Annotated in this window: 14 protein-coding genes and 1 pseudogene; 6 read left to right on the top strand and 9 right to left on the bottom strand. The window is 42.0% G+C overall.

What is annotated here, in order from left to right; genetic code table 11:
* Positions 1 to 9 precede the first annotated feature (9 nt).
* A complete protein-coding gene (locus DV740_RS04590; RefSeq protein ID WP_118057412.1) occupies positions 10 to 1,104 on the top strand; it encodes an HD-GYP domain-containing protein in 1,095 nt (364 codons plus the stop codon).
* Between the two features lie 15 nt (positions 1,105 to 1,119).
* Positions 1,120 to 1,428 carry a DUF1292 domain-containing protein gene (locus DV740_RS04595; protein ID WP_117841177.1) on the top strand — a complete coding sequence of 103 codons (309 nt, stop codon included), beginning with the start codon at positions 1,120 to 1,122 and terminating at the stop codon, positions 1,426 to 1,428.
* 7 nt (positions 1,429 to 1,435) lie between these two features.
* On the opposite strand, the gene DV740_RS04600 is transcribed toward DV740_RS04595, so the two are convergent.
* From DV740_RS04600 to feoB, 5 genes and pseudogenes are all read right to left on the bottom strand, one after another.
* On the bottom strand, positions 1,436 to 3,271 hold the full coding sequence (locus tag DV740_RS04600) for an ATP-dependent helicase (RefSeq protein ID WP_117841178.1): 1,836 nt from the start codon (positions 3,269 to 3,271) through the stop codon (positions 1,436 to 1,438).
* A gap of 17 nt (positions 3,272 to 3,288) precedes the next feature.
* Positions 3,289 to 4,752, bottom strand: coding sequence for a glutamate--tRNA ligase (gene gltX / locus DV740_RS04605; protein ID WP_117841179.1), 1,464 nt, complete (start codon positions 4,750 to 4,752; stop codon positions 3,289 to 3,291).
* 23 nt (positions 4,753 to 4,775) lie between these two features.
* Entirely contained in the window at positions 4,776 to 6,284 is a 1,509-nt protein-coding gene (locus DV740_RS04610) for a 4Fe-4S dicluster domain-containing protein (protein WP_118087535.1), read from the bottom strand.
* 147 nt (positions 6,285 to 6,431) lie between these two features.
* The gene (locus tag DV740_RS04615; protein ID WP_117947041.1) at positions 6,432 to 6,605 is read right to left on the bottom strand and encodes a FeoB-associated Cys-rich membrane protein; all 174 of its coding nucleotides are present in this window, start codon (positions 6,603 to 6,605) and stop codon (positions 6,432 to 6,434) included.
* 12 nt (positions 6,606 to 6,617) lie between these two features.
* Positions 6,618 to 8,856: pseudogene (feoB, locus tag DV740_RS04620) on the bottom strand (ferrous iron transport protein B).
* Positions 8,857 to 8,997: 141 nt separating this feature from the next.
* Here feoB and DV740_RS04630 point away from each other — a divergent pair.
* From DV740_RS04630 to DV740_RS04640, 3 genes are read left to right on the top strand one after another with little or no spacing between them, the layout of a single operon-like run.
* Entirely contained in the window at positions 8,998 to 9,213 is a 216-nt protein-coding gene (locus DV740_RS04630) for a spore coat associated protein CotJA (protein ID WP_022243335.1), read from the top strand.
* Positions 9,213 to 9,479: a spore coat protein CotJB gene (locus DV740_RS04635; protein ID WP_117698289.1), complete on the top strand. Its 267-nt coding sequence runs from the start codon at positions 9,213 to 9,215 to the stop codon at positions 9,477 to 9,479. The genes DV740_RS04630 and DV740_RS04635 overlap by 1 nt, the downstream gene beginning before the upstream one ends.
* Positions 9,480 to 10,091 (top strand): manganese catalase family protein, encoded by a 612-nt coding sequence (locus tag DV740_RS04640; protein WP_022243337.1) that lies wholly within the window; start codon positions 9,480 to 9,482, stop codon positions 10,089 to 10,091. It abuts the gene before it with no gap.
* 182 nt (positions 10,092 to 10,273) lie between these two features.
* On the opposite strand, the gene DV740_RS04645 is transcribed toward DV740_RS04640, so the two are convergent.
* From DV740_RS04645 to DV740_RS04660, 4 genes are read right to left on the bottom strand one after another with little or no spacing between them, the layout of a single operon-like run.
* Positions 10,274 to 11,452 carry a hypothetical protein gene (locus DV740_RS04645; protein WP_117698290.1) on the bottom strand — a complete coding sequence of 393 codons (1,179 nt, stop codon included), beginning with the start codon at positions 11,450 to 11,452 and terminating at the stop codon, positions 10,274 to 10,276.
* 2 nt (positions 11,453 to 11,454) lie between these two features.
* A complete protein-coding gene (locus DV740_RS04650) occupies positions 11,455 to 12,219 on the bottom strand; it encodes a hypothetical protein (RefSeq protein WP_117698291.1) in 765 nt (254 codons plus the stop codon).
* 11 nt (positions 12,220 to 12,230) lie between these two features.
* On the bottom strand, positions 12,231 to 13,460 hold the full coding sequence (locus DV740_RS04655; RefSeq protein WP_118087537.1) for a DUF5716 family protein: 1,230 nt from the start codon (positions 13,458 to 13,460) through the stop codon (positions 12,231 to 12,233).
* Positions 13,461 to 13,490: 30 nt separating this feature from the next.
* Positions 13,491 to 17,030, bottom strand: coding sequence for a DUF5717 family protein (locus tag DV740_RS04660; RefSeq protein ID WP_147342272.1), 3,540 nt, complete (start codon positions 17,028 to 17,030; stop codon positions 13,491 to 13,493).
* 134 nt (positions 17,031 to 17,164) lie between these two features.
* Here DV740_RS04660 and DV740_RS04665 point away from each other — a divergent pair, with 134 nt between their 5' ends.
* A complete protein-coding gene (locus tag DV740_RS04665) occupies positions 17,165 to 18,256 on the top strand; it encodes a pyridoxal phosphate-dependent aminotransferase (protein ID WP_118087539.1) in 1,092 nt (363 codons plus the stop codon).
* Positions 18,257 to 18,400: the final 144 nt, after the last annotated feature.

The following is an 18,400-nucleotide window of genomic DNA, read 5'->3' on the forward strand; positions in this document are numbered from 1 at the left end:
GGTATATTCATGCATACAGTTGCAACAAAGGATTTACAACCTGGCATGGTGACTGCCACTCCTGTCATGAGCAGGCATGGGCAGATGATTGTAGAAGCACACAAAATGCTGACAACTCAAATGATTGCACACCTTGAGTTTTATGGAATTGAGAGTGCCAGAATAATAGACGGTGCTCTGCCTGTTGATGCCATTCAGTCAATGGCTGAAGAAAAGGAAGCGGTTGACCGGTATTCTGAACGGGTAAGAAACAGTAAAGAATTCAAAGTTTTTAAAGCAAATTACGAAAAAAAAGTACCTTTTTTAGAAAAATCCATCAATGATTTTGTCACAAAAAACATTCCTTTTGATCAGGAGGCTCTTTTATCCTGCGCTTTAGATCTTTTTGCCAGACATTCCACTACAATTTCCATGTTCGATATGCTGCACAATATGCGCAAAATTACCGATTCCACTTATGCCCACAGTCTGAATGTTTCTTTAATCAGCCGAATGATTGGTATGTGGCAGAATTATAATGCAGATGATTTAGAAACTCTGACTCTGGGTGGTCTCTTACACGATATAGGAAAAAGTAAAATTCCACCGGAAATCATTAACAAGCCAGGACGCCTGACCCCGGAAGAATATGAACTGGTGAAAAAACATTCCGAATATGGTTATGAACTGCTGAAAAATCAGAATGTATCTGTCCGCATCAAAAAAATTGCTCTCACCCATCATGAACGCTGTGATGGAAGCGGCTATCCAATCGGACTTATCGGAGATGATATTGATGATTTTGCCAATATCGTTGCTATTGCAGATGTCTACGATGCCATGACTGCTGACCGCTGTTATCGCCGCGGCGTCTGCCCGTTTGAGGTCATTGCCACTTTTGAGCGGGAGGGTCTGGGTAAATACAAACCCCAGTTTATTACCAGCTTCCTGGAGCATATTGCCAATACATATATTAACAATGATGTCATGTTAAGTAATGGCATGACCGGTAAAATTGTGCTGATTAACAAGCATCGCCTGACTCGTCCGGTGGTTCGGTTAGAAGACAGTATATTTATCAATCTGGAAAAACGTCCGGAACTCTACGTTCAGACAATTATATAAAGAAAGAGGTATTTTATGGAAAACAAACAGTTAAAAGAGGAAGACGATATCATGGTGACATTGAATTTAGACAATGGGCAGGATGTGGAATGCAAAATTCTTACTATCTTTGAAGCAGGAAAACAGGATTATATTGCGCTGATGCCCTTAGATGAAAAGGGAAATGAAAATGCAGATGGTGAAGTATATATCTATCGTTACTCCGAGGATGAGGATGGAAATCCTTCTTTAGATAATATTGACAGTGACGAAGAATACGAAGTTGTCTCCGACCGTTTTGATGAATTATTAGATGAAGCAGAATTTGACGCAATGGACAACTAATCATCCATTACGTTTCCTGCAATTCTTTTAAGAACCGGGATGGTTCTGCACTGTGATTATTCAACAGCTCTACCGAGAAGAGGTAGAGCTGTTTTTTTGCTCTGGTCATCCCAACATAGAACATTCTGCGTTCCTCTTCCAGATCCGCATCTAAAACAGCTTTCTTATAGGGCATGATTTTCTCATTTACATCAATCAAAAATACCACATCATACTCTAATCCCTTCGAGCTATGTAAGGTTGATAAGACAACGCCCTCTCCCTTCGTCCGCTGCTTCTCCATGGCACGCTGTAATTCTTTTAAATATTTCTCTTTCTGTTTCTGCCAGTCATCAAAGCTATCGAACTCTTTGGTCATATCGGTAAGCTGTTCTAGAATATCCAAAAGTTCTTCCTCATTCATACCTCTCTGATCTGCATATTCTTTGATATAGTCATCGTAGCCGATTCCCTTGCGGATATAATTCACCGCTGCAAAAGGCTTCATTCCGGCTAACATTTTGCAGTCATGATAAAGCCGGTCGATTCTTCGTGCAATCCAGGACTGCTCCATTTTATCATAATAATCTGCCCAGACATCAAATGCTACGGTATCCTCTTCCAGGCTGTCCCGCCCAATATAACGGTTCGGCCGGTTCATAATCTGTAAGAAGTCTGCCCTTCTTCTGCTTCCATGGGCAATCCGAAGATAACTTTCCATATCTTTTGCAATCCAATGCTCATAAATATTAGGAATATTATCCCTTGTACGGAAAGGAATATTATATTCCATCAACTGCTGCATCAGAAGTCTTGGCTGTGTATTAGTGCGAAACAGCACCGCTGCGTCCGACCAGTCACCACCAGCTGCGGTATATTCCTTAAGTGCATGAATCAATCCTAAATTTTCTTCCCGCTGCGTCCGGTAAGTCTTACATACTACCGCTTCCTTTGCCGGATGAAATGCCTTAATATCCTTTGCAAACCGCCCTGTATTGTGGGCAATCAGTCTTCCTGCCGCTGCCACAATATTTCCATCGGAACGATAATTATAATTTAATACAATCCGCTTTGCATCAGCATAATCCTTCTCAAAGTTCAGCATAATCTCCGGTCTTGCCTGGCGGAACCTGTAAATAGACTGGTCATCATCCCCTACCACAAAGAGATTATTTTCCGGTGCTGCAAGCATCCTTATAATCTCATATTGCAATCCATTGATATCCTGAAACTCATCAATCAAAATATACCGGAACTTCTTCTGCCAGAGTGCTAAGATATCCTTCCGCTGGCTGAAAAGTTCATAGGTATAAACTAACATATCATCAAAATCAATCAGCCGGTTCTTCTGTAGCATCTTCTGATAATTCATAAATACATCCCGGAATGTATGCTCTGGAAAATTAGAAGAATAATAATGTTCAATGGGAATGTTCGAATTCTTTACACCGCTGATTTCAGATAACAGAGTCTGGATGCATTCATTTTCATCTTCATAGTCAATCGGAAAATGACGTAAAAGATTCCGGATAAATACCACCTTCTGCTCATCTCTTATAATATTTTCTGCCCGATAATGATAAGCATACTTTAATACCGTAAAAAACACCGCATGAAAAGTACCAAAAGTAGCCGTTGTGGATGTCTGATTCGTTAGCGAAAGAAAACGCTCCTTCATCTCCATAGCGGCTGCTTTTGTAAATGTCACCACCAGAATCTCTGATGGTGACACCCCATATTTTTCTATTAAATTTTTCGTTCGATGGGTAATTACGGCAGTTTTGCCTGAACCGGGCCCCGCCAGTGTAAGGCAGGGACCCTGATAAAAATCAACAGCTTCCTGTTGTGCTTCATTAAATTGCATGAAATGCCTCGTAACTTTTATTTCTCAAGTGCTTTCGTAAGAAGTGTAATTCCGGTACGGATACGTTTTAAGGACTCCTCCTTACCAATAATTTCCATAATCTCAGTTGCACCTGCCGGTGTCATCTGTTTACCGGAAACCGCTGTACGAACCGGCCATAATACATAACCATTCTTGCAGCCCTTCTCTGCCACAAAATCACAAAGTGTCTGATACAGTGCATCATTACTGTAATCCTGTTGAGCTTCTAATACCGGAAGAATCTCTGTCAAGACTTCCAAAGAGCTCTCTTCTGTGGTCTTCATCTTCTTATGGGTATACATTGCGGTATCATACTCCGGAAGTTCCTCAAAGAAGTCAATCAGATTCTCAATATCCGGGAAGATTTCAATTCTGGTCTTCACCATCTCCGCAATCTTGCGGATATCATAATCCCTGGTAATTACTTTCCGGATATATGGCTCTGCCATTTCAAAGTACGAATCAAAATCCATTGCCTTGATGTATTCGCCATTCATCCATTTCAGCTTTGTATAGTCAAATACAGCCGGTGATTTACTCATATGATGATAATCAAAGGCTTTTACCAGCTCCTCTAAAGAAAAGATTTCCCGGTTATCTGCCGGACTCCACCCCAGTAATGCCACAAAGTTTACAACTGCCTCTGTTAAAAATCCCTGTTCAATCAAATCTTCGTAGGAAGAATGTCCACAACGTTTACTTAACTTCTGATGCTCTTCGTTGGTAATTAACGGACAGTGTACATACACTGGCACATCCCAGCCAAAAGCTTCATACAGACGGTTATACTTTGGAGAAGAAGAAAGATATTCATTTCCTCTTACTACATGTGTAATTCCCATCAAATGGTCATCTACTACGTTGGCAAAGTTATAAGTCGGATATCCGTCTGATTTAATCAGAATCATATCGTCCAGCTCCGCATTATCAACGGTAATATCTCCATAGATTTCATCATGGAAGGTTGTTGTTCCTGTCTGAGGATTGTTCTGACGGATAACGTATGGAACACCTGCAGCAAGCTTTTCTTCTATTTCTTCCTTGCTTAAATGCAGGCAATGCTTATCGTAAACAATAATCTCTTTACCTGCAACAGTCTGACGCAGACTCTCTAAACGCTCCTTATCACAGAAACAATAGTATGCTTCTCCCTTTTCAATGAGTTTCTTCGCATACTCCAGATAAATTCCCTGTGCCTGACGTTCACTCTGCACATATGGGCCAACACCGCCATCCTTGTCCGGACCTTCATCATGTAACAATCCAGTCTTCTCAAGGGTACGGTAGATAATATCTACCGCTCCCTCAACATAACGTTCCTGGTCTGTATCTTCAATTCTTAAAATAAAATCTCCGCCCTCATGCTTTGCAATTAAATATGCATAAAGTGCTGTACGCAGATTTCCTACATGCATTCTTCCTGTAGGACTTGGTGCAAATCTGGTTCTAACCTTGCTCATTCTATTAACCCGCTTTCTTACTATTAATTTAATTCGATTTCCCGTAATTCCTTTGGAGGAAGCTGCTTGGTAGAAGCTTTCTTAATCTTCTCGATTTCCTGTTTTGCTTTCGGAATCGGAAGAATAGTTCCTGCTCCGGCGATACATCCGCCAGGACATCCCATTCCTTCAATCATATATCCATTCATCTTACCAGCCTTGGCAAGCATCAGCATCTTCTTACATTCAGCAAGACCTTCTGCATGTTCAATCTTAACATCCACATCCGGATAATACTCATGTATACATTTTTCAATGGCATCTGCAACACCACCGGCACATGCATATCCACGACCTGCAGCAGTTGCATCATGCATGGAGCTTTCACCATCCGTCTGGTTCGGATCAATTCCTTTTGCTGCAAACATAGCGTCTAACTCTTCAAATGTGATTACAAAATCAACATCGCTTCGTACAGTTCTTCTGCTTGCTTCCAGTTTCTTAGCAGCACACGGTCCGATAAATACTACTTTTGCATTCGGATGTTCTTTCTTAATGCTTCTTGCTGTAGCAACCATAGGTGTAAGCTCAGAAGATACGCTCTCGATTAAATCCGGGAACTGTGTCTTTGCAAGCATGGACCATGCAGGACAGCAGGAAGTAAGTAAGAACGGAAGCTCTCCTGTTGCAACATGATTTGCATAGTGATGTGCTTCTGCTACTGCACCGATATCAGCCCCAAGTGCAACTTCAACAACTTCTGAGAAACCAAGTTCTAATAAAGCTGCCTTTACATGCTTTGGAGTAGCTCCAGGTCCGAACTGACCTACAAATGCAGGTGCAATTTCAGCGATAACTTCTCCGCCTTCTTTCATACAACGGATCAACTGGAAAATCTGTGATTTATCTGCAATTGCTCCGAATGGGCAGCTTACCATACACTGACCACAGGATACACATTTATCTGCATCAATCTTTGCTCTTCCGTATTCATCTGTTCCAATTGCTCCAATTCCACAAGCCATGGAACAAGGTCTTTCTTTCTTGGAAATCGCATCATATGGGCAGGCTGCTTTACATCTTCCACATTTGATACATTTTTCCTGGTCGATTACGGATTTGCCATCTACCTGGGAGATTGCTCCCTTTGGACATACCTCCATACATGGATGTGCAATACATCCCTGACACATATTGGATACTTCATATTTCTTTTCTTCGCACAGATTACATGCAGATGGAATTACCTGCATAAGAGGTGGCTCATAATATTTTTCTGCCACATTGCTCTCTTCGAGGCCACTGGTAACATGTACCGGTTTATCCTGTGGCCGTAAAGACATACCCATAGCAAGTCTTACTCTTTCTGCTGCAATCGCACGTTCTCTATAAATACTTTCACGGTATGTAGGAACATCTCCAGGGCAAACTGTATATGGAACTGCCTCAACGGCATCGTTCAGGTTTGCACTGTCTGCTTCATAAGCAATTTTTGCTACCTCCGTAAAAATGCTTTTTCTCAAATCTGATACTGGTGTACGTAGTCCTCTCATCGTTTCCTCCTAGAAAAAAATTGTATTATATCATTGTTCATAACCACGCACAGTATTATCAATATATAACACTATGCTAACAATAATCTAGCACACCACTTTCAATAATACAAGTAGCCTGCTCTTATGTTCTAAAATAAATACTTTTTACAACTTTTTCCTCCGGGAACATTCTTTGCAGACCGCATCCGTATCTGTCCTTCCACTACATCCGCTGCAGCCAATGCAGCCTCCCTCTTTTTTCTTTTTCATCATAGCATATACCGCAAAGGCGCACCAGCAAAGAATCAGTAATAGCAAAATAATATCATTAACGCCCATACTATCTGCCTCCTAAAAAATCAGGCTGCCAATCTGAAAGACAACAAATGCCGCAATCCATGCAACCACGCACTGCATTATCACAACACCAAGTGCCTGAAGCTTTGAGCCCATCTCCCGTCTAATTGCTGCAACCGCTGCTACACATGGTGTATAAAGTAACGTAAATACCAGGAAGCTGACTGCTGATACCGGTGTAAACAGAGCTCCAAGACTGTTGCCCAAAGCAGTCACACTGGTTCCAAGAAGTACACTCATGGTACTGATTACTGCTTCTTTGGCAGTAAATCCGGTAATCAAAGAAGTGGATACTCTCCAGTCCCCAAATCCAAGCGGAGCAAAAACCGGTGCAATCACACGGCCGATTAATGCCAGCAGGCTGTCTGCGCTGTCAGATACTACATTCAGTCTGGTATCAAAAGACTGTAAGAACCAGATAATAATCGTTGCAAGGAAAATAACGGTAAATGCCCTCTCTAAGAAATCCTTTGCCTTGTCCCACATCAGGAGTACCACGCTCTTAAAAGATGGCAGCCGGTAATTCGGAAGCTCCATGACAAAAGGCATCGGTTTTCCACGGAATGCGGAATGCTTGAATAAAAGTGCCACCAGAATTCCCATTACCATTCCACCAACATAAAGTGCAATCATAACAAGTGCCTGATACTTTTTAAAAAATGCTGCTGTAAACACCGCATAAATCGGTATTTTCGCCGAACAGCTGATAAATGGTGTCAGCATAATGGTCATTTTCCGGTCTCTTTCGGATGCTAAAGTTCTGCTTGACATTACTGCCGGAACCGTGCAACCAAATCCAATCAGCATTGGAACAAAGCTTCGTCCGGAAAGTCCAATCTTACGCAGCAGTTTATCCATAACAAAGGCAACTCTTGCCATATAACCGGAATCTTCCAGAATAGACAGGAAGAAAAATAAAACCACAATAATCGGCAGGAAGCTTAACACACTTCCTACTCCGGCAAATACACCATCAATAATCAGGCTGTGAACCACCGGGTTAATTCCATAAGCAGTCAGCCCCTTGTCTGCAAGATTCGTTATGTATGCAATAAAAACAGCCAGATAATCGCTCAAAAATGCTCCGATCACACCGAAGGTCAGCCAGAATACAAGCAGCATAATCAGAAGAAACAACGGAATAGCAAGATATTTATTCGTTAATACATTGTCTATCTTCACACTACGAATATGTTCTTTGCTCTCATGGCACTTTGTTACTGATTTACTGCACACCTTTTCAATAAAGGTATATCTCATATCCGCCAGAGCGGCATTTCTGTCCATATGATGGTCTGTTTCCATTTCTTCAATACTGTGTTCCATCATATCCAGTTCGTTCTGGCTCAGCTTCAGTCTGTCAATAATGTCTGTATCCTGTTCTACAATCTTCGTTGCTGCAAAACGTGGTGACATTCCGATATTCTGTGCATGGTCTTCTACCTGATGGGATACCGCATGAATGCAGCGGTGCACAGGACCTTTCTCGCAAAAATCCGTTACCTTTGGATATATCTTCTGTCCTGCCACCTTCATGGCGCTGTGTACCAGATCTTCCACTCCCTCTCCCTTTACCGCACTGATTGGAATAACCGGAATTCCCAGTTCTAAAGACATCTGTTTTACATCAATACTTCCGCCGTTGTTACGCACCTCATCCATCATATTCAGAGCTAATACCATCGGAATATGCATTTCTAATAACTGCAGGGTCAGATAGAGATTTCGCTCAATATTTGTTGCATCTACAATATTGATAATTCCATCCGGCTTTTCATTTAAAATAAAGTCTCTTGTTACAATCTCCTCGCTGGTATACGGACGCAGTGAATAGATTCCCGGCAGGTCAACTACCGATGCATCCTTATGCTCTCTGATTTCTCCCATTTTCTGGTCAACCGTTACACCCGGAAAATTTCCAACATGCTGGTTGGAACCGGTGAGCTGATTAAATAATGTGGTCTTACCACAGTTCTGGTTTCCTACTAATGCAAATATCATTCTAGTTCTCCTCCGGTTCTACTTCAATTTTTCCGGCATCTTCTTTTCGTATGGTCAGTTCATATCCACGAATCCGGAGTTCAATCGGGTCTCCCATAGGTGCTACTTTACGCACCTGCACCTTTGTCTTTGGAATCAGCCCCATATCTAAAAATCTACACCGCAGTGCTCCTTCTCCCCCTACTTTGGTTATTACCGCTTCTCTTCCAATTTCAAGTTCATCCAGTGTCATCTATTTTCCTCTTCTCTTGTTATTGATATTTTTTCTCAATTAAGTATTTTACCGCAGGATTCTTTTTTTCACAATATAAAATCTCACATTCCTTTTCATCTGCACATATATTAATATGAATATTTTTATTGAGGTCAGCATATGAACAACTGTAATTGTCAGCCACAAAGCAGCCGTCCGGCTGTTCCGACACCTTATACGAAACAGTTTGCCTGTAATCAGGAACTTGCCATGGCTTATGTTCCATGGCAGCAGTTCGGCAATCTGTACGAACCTGACCAGGCTCTGCGTAATGGCACAGTCTTTCAGGATTTAAATAAACCTTTCCATGGTTCCATGAAAGGAGGCAGATTCTGATGAACAATATGCCAATGAACCAGTCCCAGCTTTTAGACTGGATTAATCAGGTCAGCTTTGTAGCTTATGATACTGCCCTTTACCTTGACACCCATCCTTATGATGAAGAAGCACTTTCCTTCTATAACCACTACCGTACCCTGCGGTTAAAAGCAGTGAAAATGTATGAAGAAAAATATGGTCCCCTGACTTTAGACGGTGCCGACACAGACGGTCACTGGAGCTGGGGAAGCATGAGAAATCCATGGGAAGGGGGAAATTGTTAAATGTGGCAGTATGAAAAAAGACTGGAATATCCGGTCAACATCAAACAGACCGATCCGAAAACCGCACAGTATATCTTAAGCCAGTACGGAGGTCCTGACGGAGAAATCAACGCATCCTTACGTTATCTCTCCCAGCGCTATTCCATTCCTTACCGTGAAGTAGCCGGACTGCTTACCGATATTGCGACAGAAGAAATTGCCCATTTTGAGATGATTGCAACCATCGTACACCAGCTTACCAGAGACCTGACTCCGGAGGAAATCAAAGCCTCTAACTTCGGTCCTTACTATATTGACCACACCCTTGCCGTATGGCCACAGGCTGCCGGTGGTGTTCCACAGAATGCCTGTGAATTCCAGTCCAAAGGCGATCCGATTACTGACCTTATGGAAGATATGGCTGCAGAGCAGAAAGCCCGCACCACTTACGATAACATTCTTCGTGTCGTAAAAGACCCGGACGTTGTAGATCCGATTCGTTTCCTGCGTGCCAGGGAGGTCGTACACTTCCAGCGTTTTGGCGAAGCACTCCGGATGGTACAGGAACACCTTGACTCCAAGAACTTCTATGCATGTAACCCGGCTTTCGATAAGAGCTGCGGCTGCAAATAAAACTGTGATAGAAAAGAATGTGCCTTGGCACATTCTCGTGCCTGCGGCGGTTGCTTGCGACATCTACCTTATACGCCGCAGTGTGCATCCTCGCGGAGCGTTTTTTACTTTACAGGAAAGCAATTTCCTGTAAAGTAAAAAATAGCGTATCACCGATATTTTCTATCGATGATACGCTATTTTCATTCTCCGGTTCCGCAGAGCCGGTCCACAGAATTAATAATCTCACGGACTTCCGGGATTTCCTCATGATACTCTTTCATGAGTTTTTCAATTTCTTCCTTCTGTTCTAATACTACATCCATGTTATATTCAATGGATGCCCGGATTTTCTGCCGCCGGCTCAATAATTCATGCTTGATTTCCACCATTTCACGCTTATCTACCAGTGCATTGGGTTGACTAATCCAGACCTTTGCATCATAAAGTTCATATTTTTGCAGCATGCGTACTAACTTTCCATTAAAATATTCCAAGTCATCACTATTCCGTTCAAATTTCTCTCTTTCCCGCTTGGCTTCTAAGTACTGCTCCCAGAGATAGGTCAGTTCATAGGAATTATGCACATGGTATTTCTCGCAGGCATAATCCACCGCATTCGTAGAATTTACATACTTTATTTTAGTACGGTTCAAAAGAGTAATGGCATGATTCATGTTCACTTCTGCCCGCTTGATTTCTCTTGTATTATTCTGATTCCGGAACAGCATAAAGAATCCACTGGCTGCCGCAGCTACCATCAGAATCGTAAATAGAATCCGTACATCCATTTCCAATGCCACATGAAGAACCAATATGACTGCAAGGAATGCCAGTACCATGCCAAATACTACATAGGATGCCTTCCGCAGAATCTTCTGTTCTTCCATTAACTCTTCCCGGTAATAAGCCCATTCATTCTTCTCCCCTTCCAGGTAATTCATATCACGCTTTACGGCCGCCTGATACATCTCATTTGCCTGCAGGGTCCGGATGGATTCCGTCAGAGTCTCCTCTTCCTGTTCCATCTGTGCATACTGCGTATCTGTCAGCTTCTTGGTTGCTTTCAGATAATCGGAACGGGACTGATCCAGTGTAAGAATACTGTTTGCAGTATCTCTTAAAGCAGCTGCCTCATCTTCCGGCAGTTCTTCAATAATCTGGATATCCTTTAAATAAGAAGTCACCACACGATATTCAGACTTTTCATTTTCCAGGGTCTTTGTGGTATCAATCATCTGTTCACAGTGACCCAGAACATAATGTTGTACTTTATGTTCATCCTTCCGGTCTTCTTCCGATAACGTATCCTCTGTGATACATTCTAAGACCTCCTCGATTGTTTTCTTTGGTTTCCTTTTTCTTCTAAAAAATTTTATCAATGTTATGCCCACCGTCCATTGCTTTCGTAAATATATTTTTTCTTATCCAGCACATCTCGAAATGCTTCCAGTACTTCTTCCTCATCATTCCATTGCTTATGAATATCCTCTAATGTCTTTTGCAGTTCTTCTGATACTTCATAAACCTGTTCCTTTTCATCCGGTGCTGCCATCCGCCATGCTTCTTCCATCTCCCGCATGCATGCCGGATTGTTATTATAATCATAAGCTTTCTTAAAGCATCGTGCCGCATCCCGGTACAGGAATAACCCGGTATTTGCAACACCAATATTATTCCATATATTTCCTATGACAGAAGCATCAAGCTTCCCCGCCTCTTCCTTCTGCAGCAGACGCATATATTCCCTGATAGCCATGACATACCGATGATTCATAAGGCTTCTGTCTGCCCTGATTTTCATACATTCAATTTCTGATTTATTTTCTACTTCTGCCAGTGCATATTCGATTTCATCTTTTTCTTTCTTTGTGCAAAAGCCGCAGGCATCCATCAGAAGCCGGACTTTCTTTGCCAGCGTTATTTTCTTTCGGACAGCCTCTTTTAACTGCCCGGCTAACTCCCGGTCTTTTAACTCCTCTGCAATCCAGCTGATTAAATCATCCGACACAAAAGAATCGTCGAGATATTCCGTGTGGTTTAAAATATACCAGTTCAATTCCTCCAGGGAATAGATATTTATCATATTCTGTTCTAAATAATATGGCACATCGGTTTCTTTCCGATTGCATAAAATCAATTCTCCCATGAGGTCTCCTCCTACAGTTCCATTTTATATTCCCACACTTTTTCAGAGCTTTTATAAATCTCTCCAAATCCAAGGTCCCGTATGGTAACCTTTACAGCGGAATCCGACAGTGCTTCTGTCATAACAGAAAGTCTGGTCATACGTTCCGGCCGTTTTGGAATATCCGTAAGCTCTAAGGATTCTATCTTTGCTTCCCTGCTGTCCGGAAGCTGCAGCCAGAAATCAACGGTATTCGTACCTGCCAGTAAAATCTCGCACTGATTCTTTGCTTCATACCAGTTTTCTCCTGCACTTACCAGTGTATGGAAAATAAGTTCTTCCCGGTCTTTTACTTTAAGGCTGATATTTACCTTCATCTCATTCTCACCAATATAGACAAACTGCCATGGCTGCATTCCGGTATGGATGCAGGATGCATAACAGGCTCCCTTAGCATAAAGATTTTTGCCTAAGAAAACATGCCTTCCGTTGCAGAGAAATTTTAAGGATTCTCTCATCCATTCTCCATCAAAACCATCCCCGGTCAGATATACCGAAGAATAGATTTTACGGGAAACGGCATCTGTTACTACATCTAAAAACGCAGTGTCTTTATTGCCAATCAAAGGACCATAATCTTTCAGATAAATATGAACCAGCTGTGGTGTGGAATTCAGATTACGCTCCATGTAATAAAAACGCATACTGTTCTTGGAATAATCAAAGAGAACTGCATCATGCAGCCACAGTTCTTCCTTCTGGCTTAAAGCATAGTAATAAAAGCTTTCTGCATAATCGATGACATGATACTGCTCTTTTGTCCACTTCATCCGTCCGGCTATTTTTTCAATCAGTTCCATCTTCTCCCGGTTTAAAGTATCCATGGTAATGGTAATTCTTGCCAGCTTCATGGATGTGCCGAATTTCTGCGGTACCGTAAGAATTTTACGGACAAAGAGACTTAACAGTTCTACCGTATCATAAGTTTCCCCTTCCACGGTAACCGGTTCGCCTGCCAGTGCCCGGCTGAAGAGCCGGTCACAGCCACTTCCTTCGCCATTTTTCATGACAGTCTCTGCTTCTTTTCCGTAATACCACTGTCCGATTCCTCTCCGCTTACAAAGGCTTAATGGAATCTGGTACAATTCACTGCCTGCCACGGTACTGATGGTATCCGGCTCTGACATATCGGATGTACAATATGATACTAATGCGTATTTTTTTCCAAAATCAAGTCCTATTGAAAGGCTTTTTTCCTTCATACCATCACCCTGTTATTGTTTTCCCTGTTATTACATCAGTTGAAAACGTTCTTCATTCCTTTTCTTCATGCTGTCATATTTCCGTAAAAGCCGCTCTAACTTCTCATAATCCTTTAAGGTATATTCTAATTCCATTTCATTCAACATATCGTAGGTGCTTCCGTTTTCCCTGCCGCAGACATCCTTACAGGAAAGCCGTCCACTCTCAGTCACAACGGACTCCCGTGGTGCTTCCTCTGAAATATAATACGGAATTTCTTCTCCAAAGAATACGATAAATTCTTTTACGAAAATGCCCTCATACATCTCATTCATATCTTCATCCACATAGGATTCACCTTTCTGATAGTGAATCACTACACGCTTGCTCGGATTTGTCCGGTATTCCACAAACTTCCGGTCGTAAAAATGAAATCGATAGCGAATCTCTTCCGGCATCTGCTGATAAAATGCGAAATAAAGATTCTGAACCAGCTGCTCCTGTAGAAGCTGCTCTGTCATCTCCATTACACCTTTTTCTTCTATGGACAAATCCCTCTTCGCAACAGCATAAAGCAGCGCCAACTTCATCACCTGGCTTAATTCTTCCCGTTCCTCATAATTTTTCTTTAAGCCTTTAATGACATTTTCCGGTACAATGCCCTGATGCACAAAATAGAAATGTGCAAAATAATTTACATATGCTTTCCGCAGAAGATGTGGTGCTCCGTGTGACACAAAGCTTTCATAAATGCTCTGCACCTGCTCCACAAATTCTGCCGTATATAACATCTGCATCAATAACCGTTCTTCCAAGTCTCTGGTATCTATATCAAAGGTCTGCGCTGCTGACCAGACCGCCGCCATTACACGGGTCGGACCGCAGTAGAACTGTGCTAAATACTGCAGCATCTCTTTACTGTATTTCTTCGCCTGAAAAGTCACTGCACAAAGTGCCAGCAGGAAATCATCACTTTCATAATCCGCTTCTTCTATTTCATAAGTCAGAAGTGCTGTCAATTTCTCCAGACGGATGCCTTCCCAGCCAAATTCCCGTATATCCGGATATGCAATCTCATATAACCGGTATTCCAACATCAGATTCAAAAGATAGGCTCTGTCATCCCGCTTCATGGCGGAAAGCGGTGCATGACACAGACACTCTTCCACCAGTTCCTGATTATCTTCCTGCTCATAGAAATGTACTGCCTTTGCATAAAGCTCTGCCCGATAACTTTCCCGCAATGCTTCCTCTTTTAAAAAGATGCGTAAATACTCACTGTCCTCCGGCATAAATGCACGGTGGGTATCCCTGGATGTAAAATGATACAAAAGATATGAAATCTCATATGGTGCATATTCCATACAGGTACGGTAAAAGGCACCAGGCCTCATCAGCTTTTCCAGCTGGTATGAAATCTCACTGCCATACCGGTATCCCTTCGTATCCTCAAATACAATGACATAGTCCTTGCTGTATAACTCAAAATAAGCACTGCCATTTACTATCGGCACACACTGCACTTTTCGCAGCTGGTCATGCAAAACATACATCCGCACAATATTCGGTGCAAAGCAGTTCATTTTATGGGTAAAGAGAATCTTCGCCAGTGGTCCTGCCATCTCTTTTTGTATCATGCCTTTATTTAATAAATCAGAATAGATAATCGCCAGATTATCATCGATATGACCTTCTTCTATCTGGGCAATTGCGAATTCTTCCATCCGCTTCCGGTAACTGGAATATACCTCCGGCTCTTTCTCCTTTAACGCTACTACATTTGCAAGCAGAGCCGCCTTCTGTTTGTATGGAATGCTGCTGTTATACTGAAAATACATCTGTATCATCCGTGGAATTTTCTTAATGGCAAGTAAATCCATGGACATTAAATATGCTTCATTTAATCCTGCCAGCCGCAAATCTTCTTCCACGCCACGTTCAAACCAGATATGATAATGCAATCCAAAACGCTGTCCTCTTATCAGGTAAGCACAGATTGCTGACAACATCTGATTATTCTGAAATTTATCATATGCCACGCACATAGTCTTATAAAGCAGCGGATGAAATACCCGTTTTTCCGATACCAGCGTCGTAATCTGCATGGCAAGGTCACTGGTCAACACACCTTTTTTTGCCGCCCAGTAAAGAATGCGGATTTCAAAATCAGTAAGTCTCGTTAAAAGATACGGATTCTGCCAGTATAAATAGAATCCTTCGATATAGAAAAACGGACTGTTACAGCCGTCTAACATCTGGCTCTCAATTGCCCGGATTTTCCTGGTATCATTTTCGCAATATTCTTTCTTTAAGAAAAGCAGCATCCAGAACACCCGGATATCATCTGTTTTCTGATAAATTTCTTCAATCTCTGCAGTCAGCCGGTTCACATAGGATTCTTCCCGCTCCCACAACGTACGGAGATAGAGGAAATATGCATAAAGCGGTGTATCTTTTGCTTCCTCTTTCCGCCGGAACTCATCAAATAACCACTCTGCCTCCTGCCTCTGTCCGCTTACCAGTAATGCCTGTATTTTCATCAGAAGATACCAGTCATTTTCCGGCCGCATTGCAATCAGATGATTCAGTGCGTCTAACATTCCTGATGCAAAAAGTCCTGCGCCAATCTTTTTCAAACGATAATTGAGATAGATTCCGGTGATATGTGCAAGTGTTCTCTGCTCTTCCAGATAATCGATATGCTCCTGTTCTCTGCGCTCCGGCGTCCTGATTATGGTAATCTCATAAGTAAGATGCTGATAAATATTTTCTAAAGTAATTCTTCCATAATTTTTTCCGGTATGAAGTTCTGCCGGGTCAATATAATAAATAAGGTCGCAGATACTTCCGGTAAAATCATCTGAAGTATAAACATTCTTTTCCAGTTTTAAGAAGCTGCTGTCTGTCTGTGCTTCAAAGCTTATATACCCCCAGCCATTCTTCTGCACAAAAAGCGTTTCCTTCTGCTCCTCTTTGATATCCTGATAGGTAATTTCCTGTTCTTTTAACGCAAGCTCAATGCGTGGCTTGGCATTGATCGTAACCAAGAACTCCTCCATACCGGAAATCAATGCTCCCGGTCCGCCAAAGCCGGCATACCATAATAGTTCTTTTCCTTTTTCTTCTTTTAATACATGTTGAAAGCCCTGGGAAGCAAACAGGCGGTAAGCTTCCATATAATCCGTCTGTGCCAGTTTGATAAAATCACTGAGATTTCGGATTCTTCCGGTAGACGCATTCCCATAAGGCCGGATTATAGACACAACAAAAGAAAGGCTATATTCCAACTGATTACAAATAATACAGAATTCACCCTTTTGTATATCACCAACCCGGAAACCCTCACTATGGAACTGAAATCCGATTCGGACTTCTTCCCCTTCAAATTCCGGTGTCAGACATTCCATATATGGATTAGAGGAATAAATCAGCCCCTTTACCGGAACATGGTTGGATACTTCAATCACAAATTCTCCCGTATAATCCTGTCCCTCTAATACCTCAATTTCAATCTTCTCTTCCGAAAGAGATAAAACCGGCTGTTCCTGTTCAAATTTTCCTGCTGCAAGTCTCTGAATCCGTCTACGCAAAATGTCACCTGCTTTTCCTTCTCCGATATGAGATTTTGTTGCTTTTTCTCTCATTACAGTTATAATAGATTATAAACTATTTAAAACACACATGCAACTTTCTTTCCGTTGTATTTTAACAGGAGGTCTTTTTCATGATAACACCAAAAGAACATTTTCACGGAAGTGATTTAGAAAAAATAGAAGCCGTTTACGGTATCAAAAAAGAGGATATTACAAGCTTTTCCGCCAATGTCAATCCCTTAGGCGTATCTCCGCTGCTGCGAAGTACTTTGGCTTCCCATATTGATGCCATTACATCCTACCCGGACCGGGAATATACTTCTTTAAGAGAATGTATTGCTGCCTATACCGGCACCGATGCCAGCCAGGTCATTGTAGGAAATGGCTCCACGGAATTAATCTCTCTTTTTATTCAGATTGAGCATCCGAAAAAAGCCATGATTCTCGGTCCGACTTATTCGGAATATGAGCGCGAAATTTCCTTAGGCGGTGGTACTACACTCTACTATCCACTCCGTGAAAAGGACGATTTCGTCCTTGATGTGGATGATTTTACCGCTCACTTAAATGAAAGCATCGACCTTTTAGTACTCTGCAATCCCAATAACCCTACCTCATCCTGCATCAACCGGACGGATATGCGCCGGATTTTAGATATCTGCAAGCAATATGATATCTTTGTCATGGTGGATGAGACTTATGTGGAATTTGCCGATAACATGGATGAAATTACCGCAGTTCCACTGACCCACTACTATAACAATATTATTATCCTGCGTGGAACATCCAAATTCTTTGCTGCTCCGGGGCTCCGCCTTGGCTACGCTATCAGCGGCAATCAGGATTTAATCAAATCAATCAATACCAGAAAAAATCCATGGACCATTAACTCTCTTGCCGTAATTGCCGGAGAATTGATGTTTACCGATGAGGAATACATCCAGCAGACAAAATTTCTTATTTCTTCAGAGCGTGCCCGGATTTATGAAATCTTTAAAAATCACCCGGATTTCAAACCATACAAGCCATCCGGCAACTTCATGCTTCTTAAAATCTTAAGGGAGGACATTACTTCTGCGGATTTATTTGATAAAGCAATCCGGAAGAATATGATGATTCGCGACTGCTCTACTTTTCCTTTCTTAGATAACAAATACATCCGCTTCTGCTTTATGATGCCGGAGATGAATGATAAGCTGATTGACTGTCTTCTTTCGAAGTAATTTCTTATTTTTCTCCGCTAATCTGTGCCAGCCGAAACTGCCACTGGCAGTTTCTATGGAATTCATGGCGACGTAAAAAGGCGAAACCAGTCTATTTTTGATTGGTCCCGCCTTTTACTTTACAGGAAATTGCTTTCCTGTAAA

The organism is Roseburia sp. AF02-12 (genome assembly GCF_003461765.1).
Classification (GTDB): domain Bacteria; phylum Bacillota; class Clostridia; order Lachnospirales; family Lachnospiraceae; genus Roseburia_C; species Roseburia_C amylophila.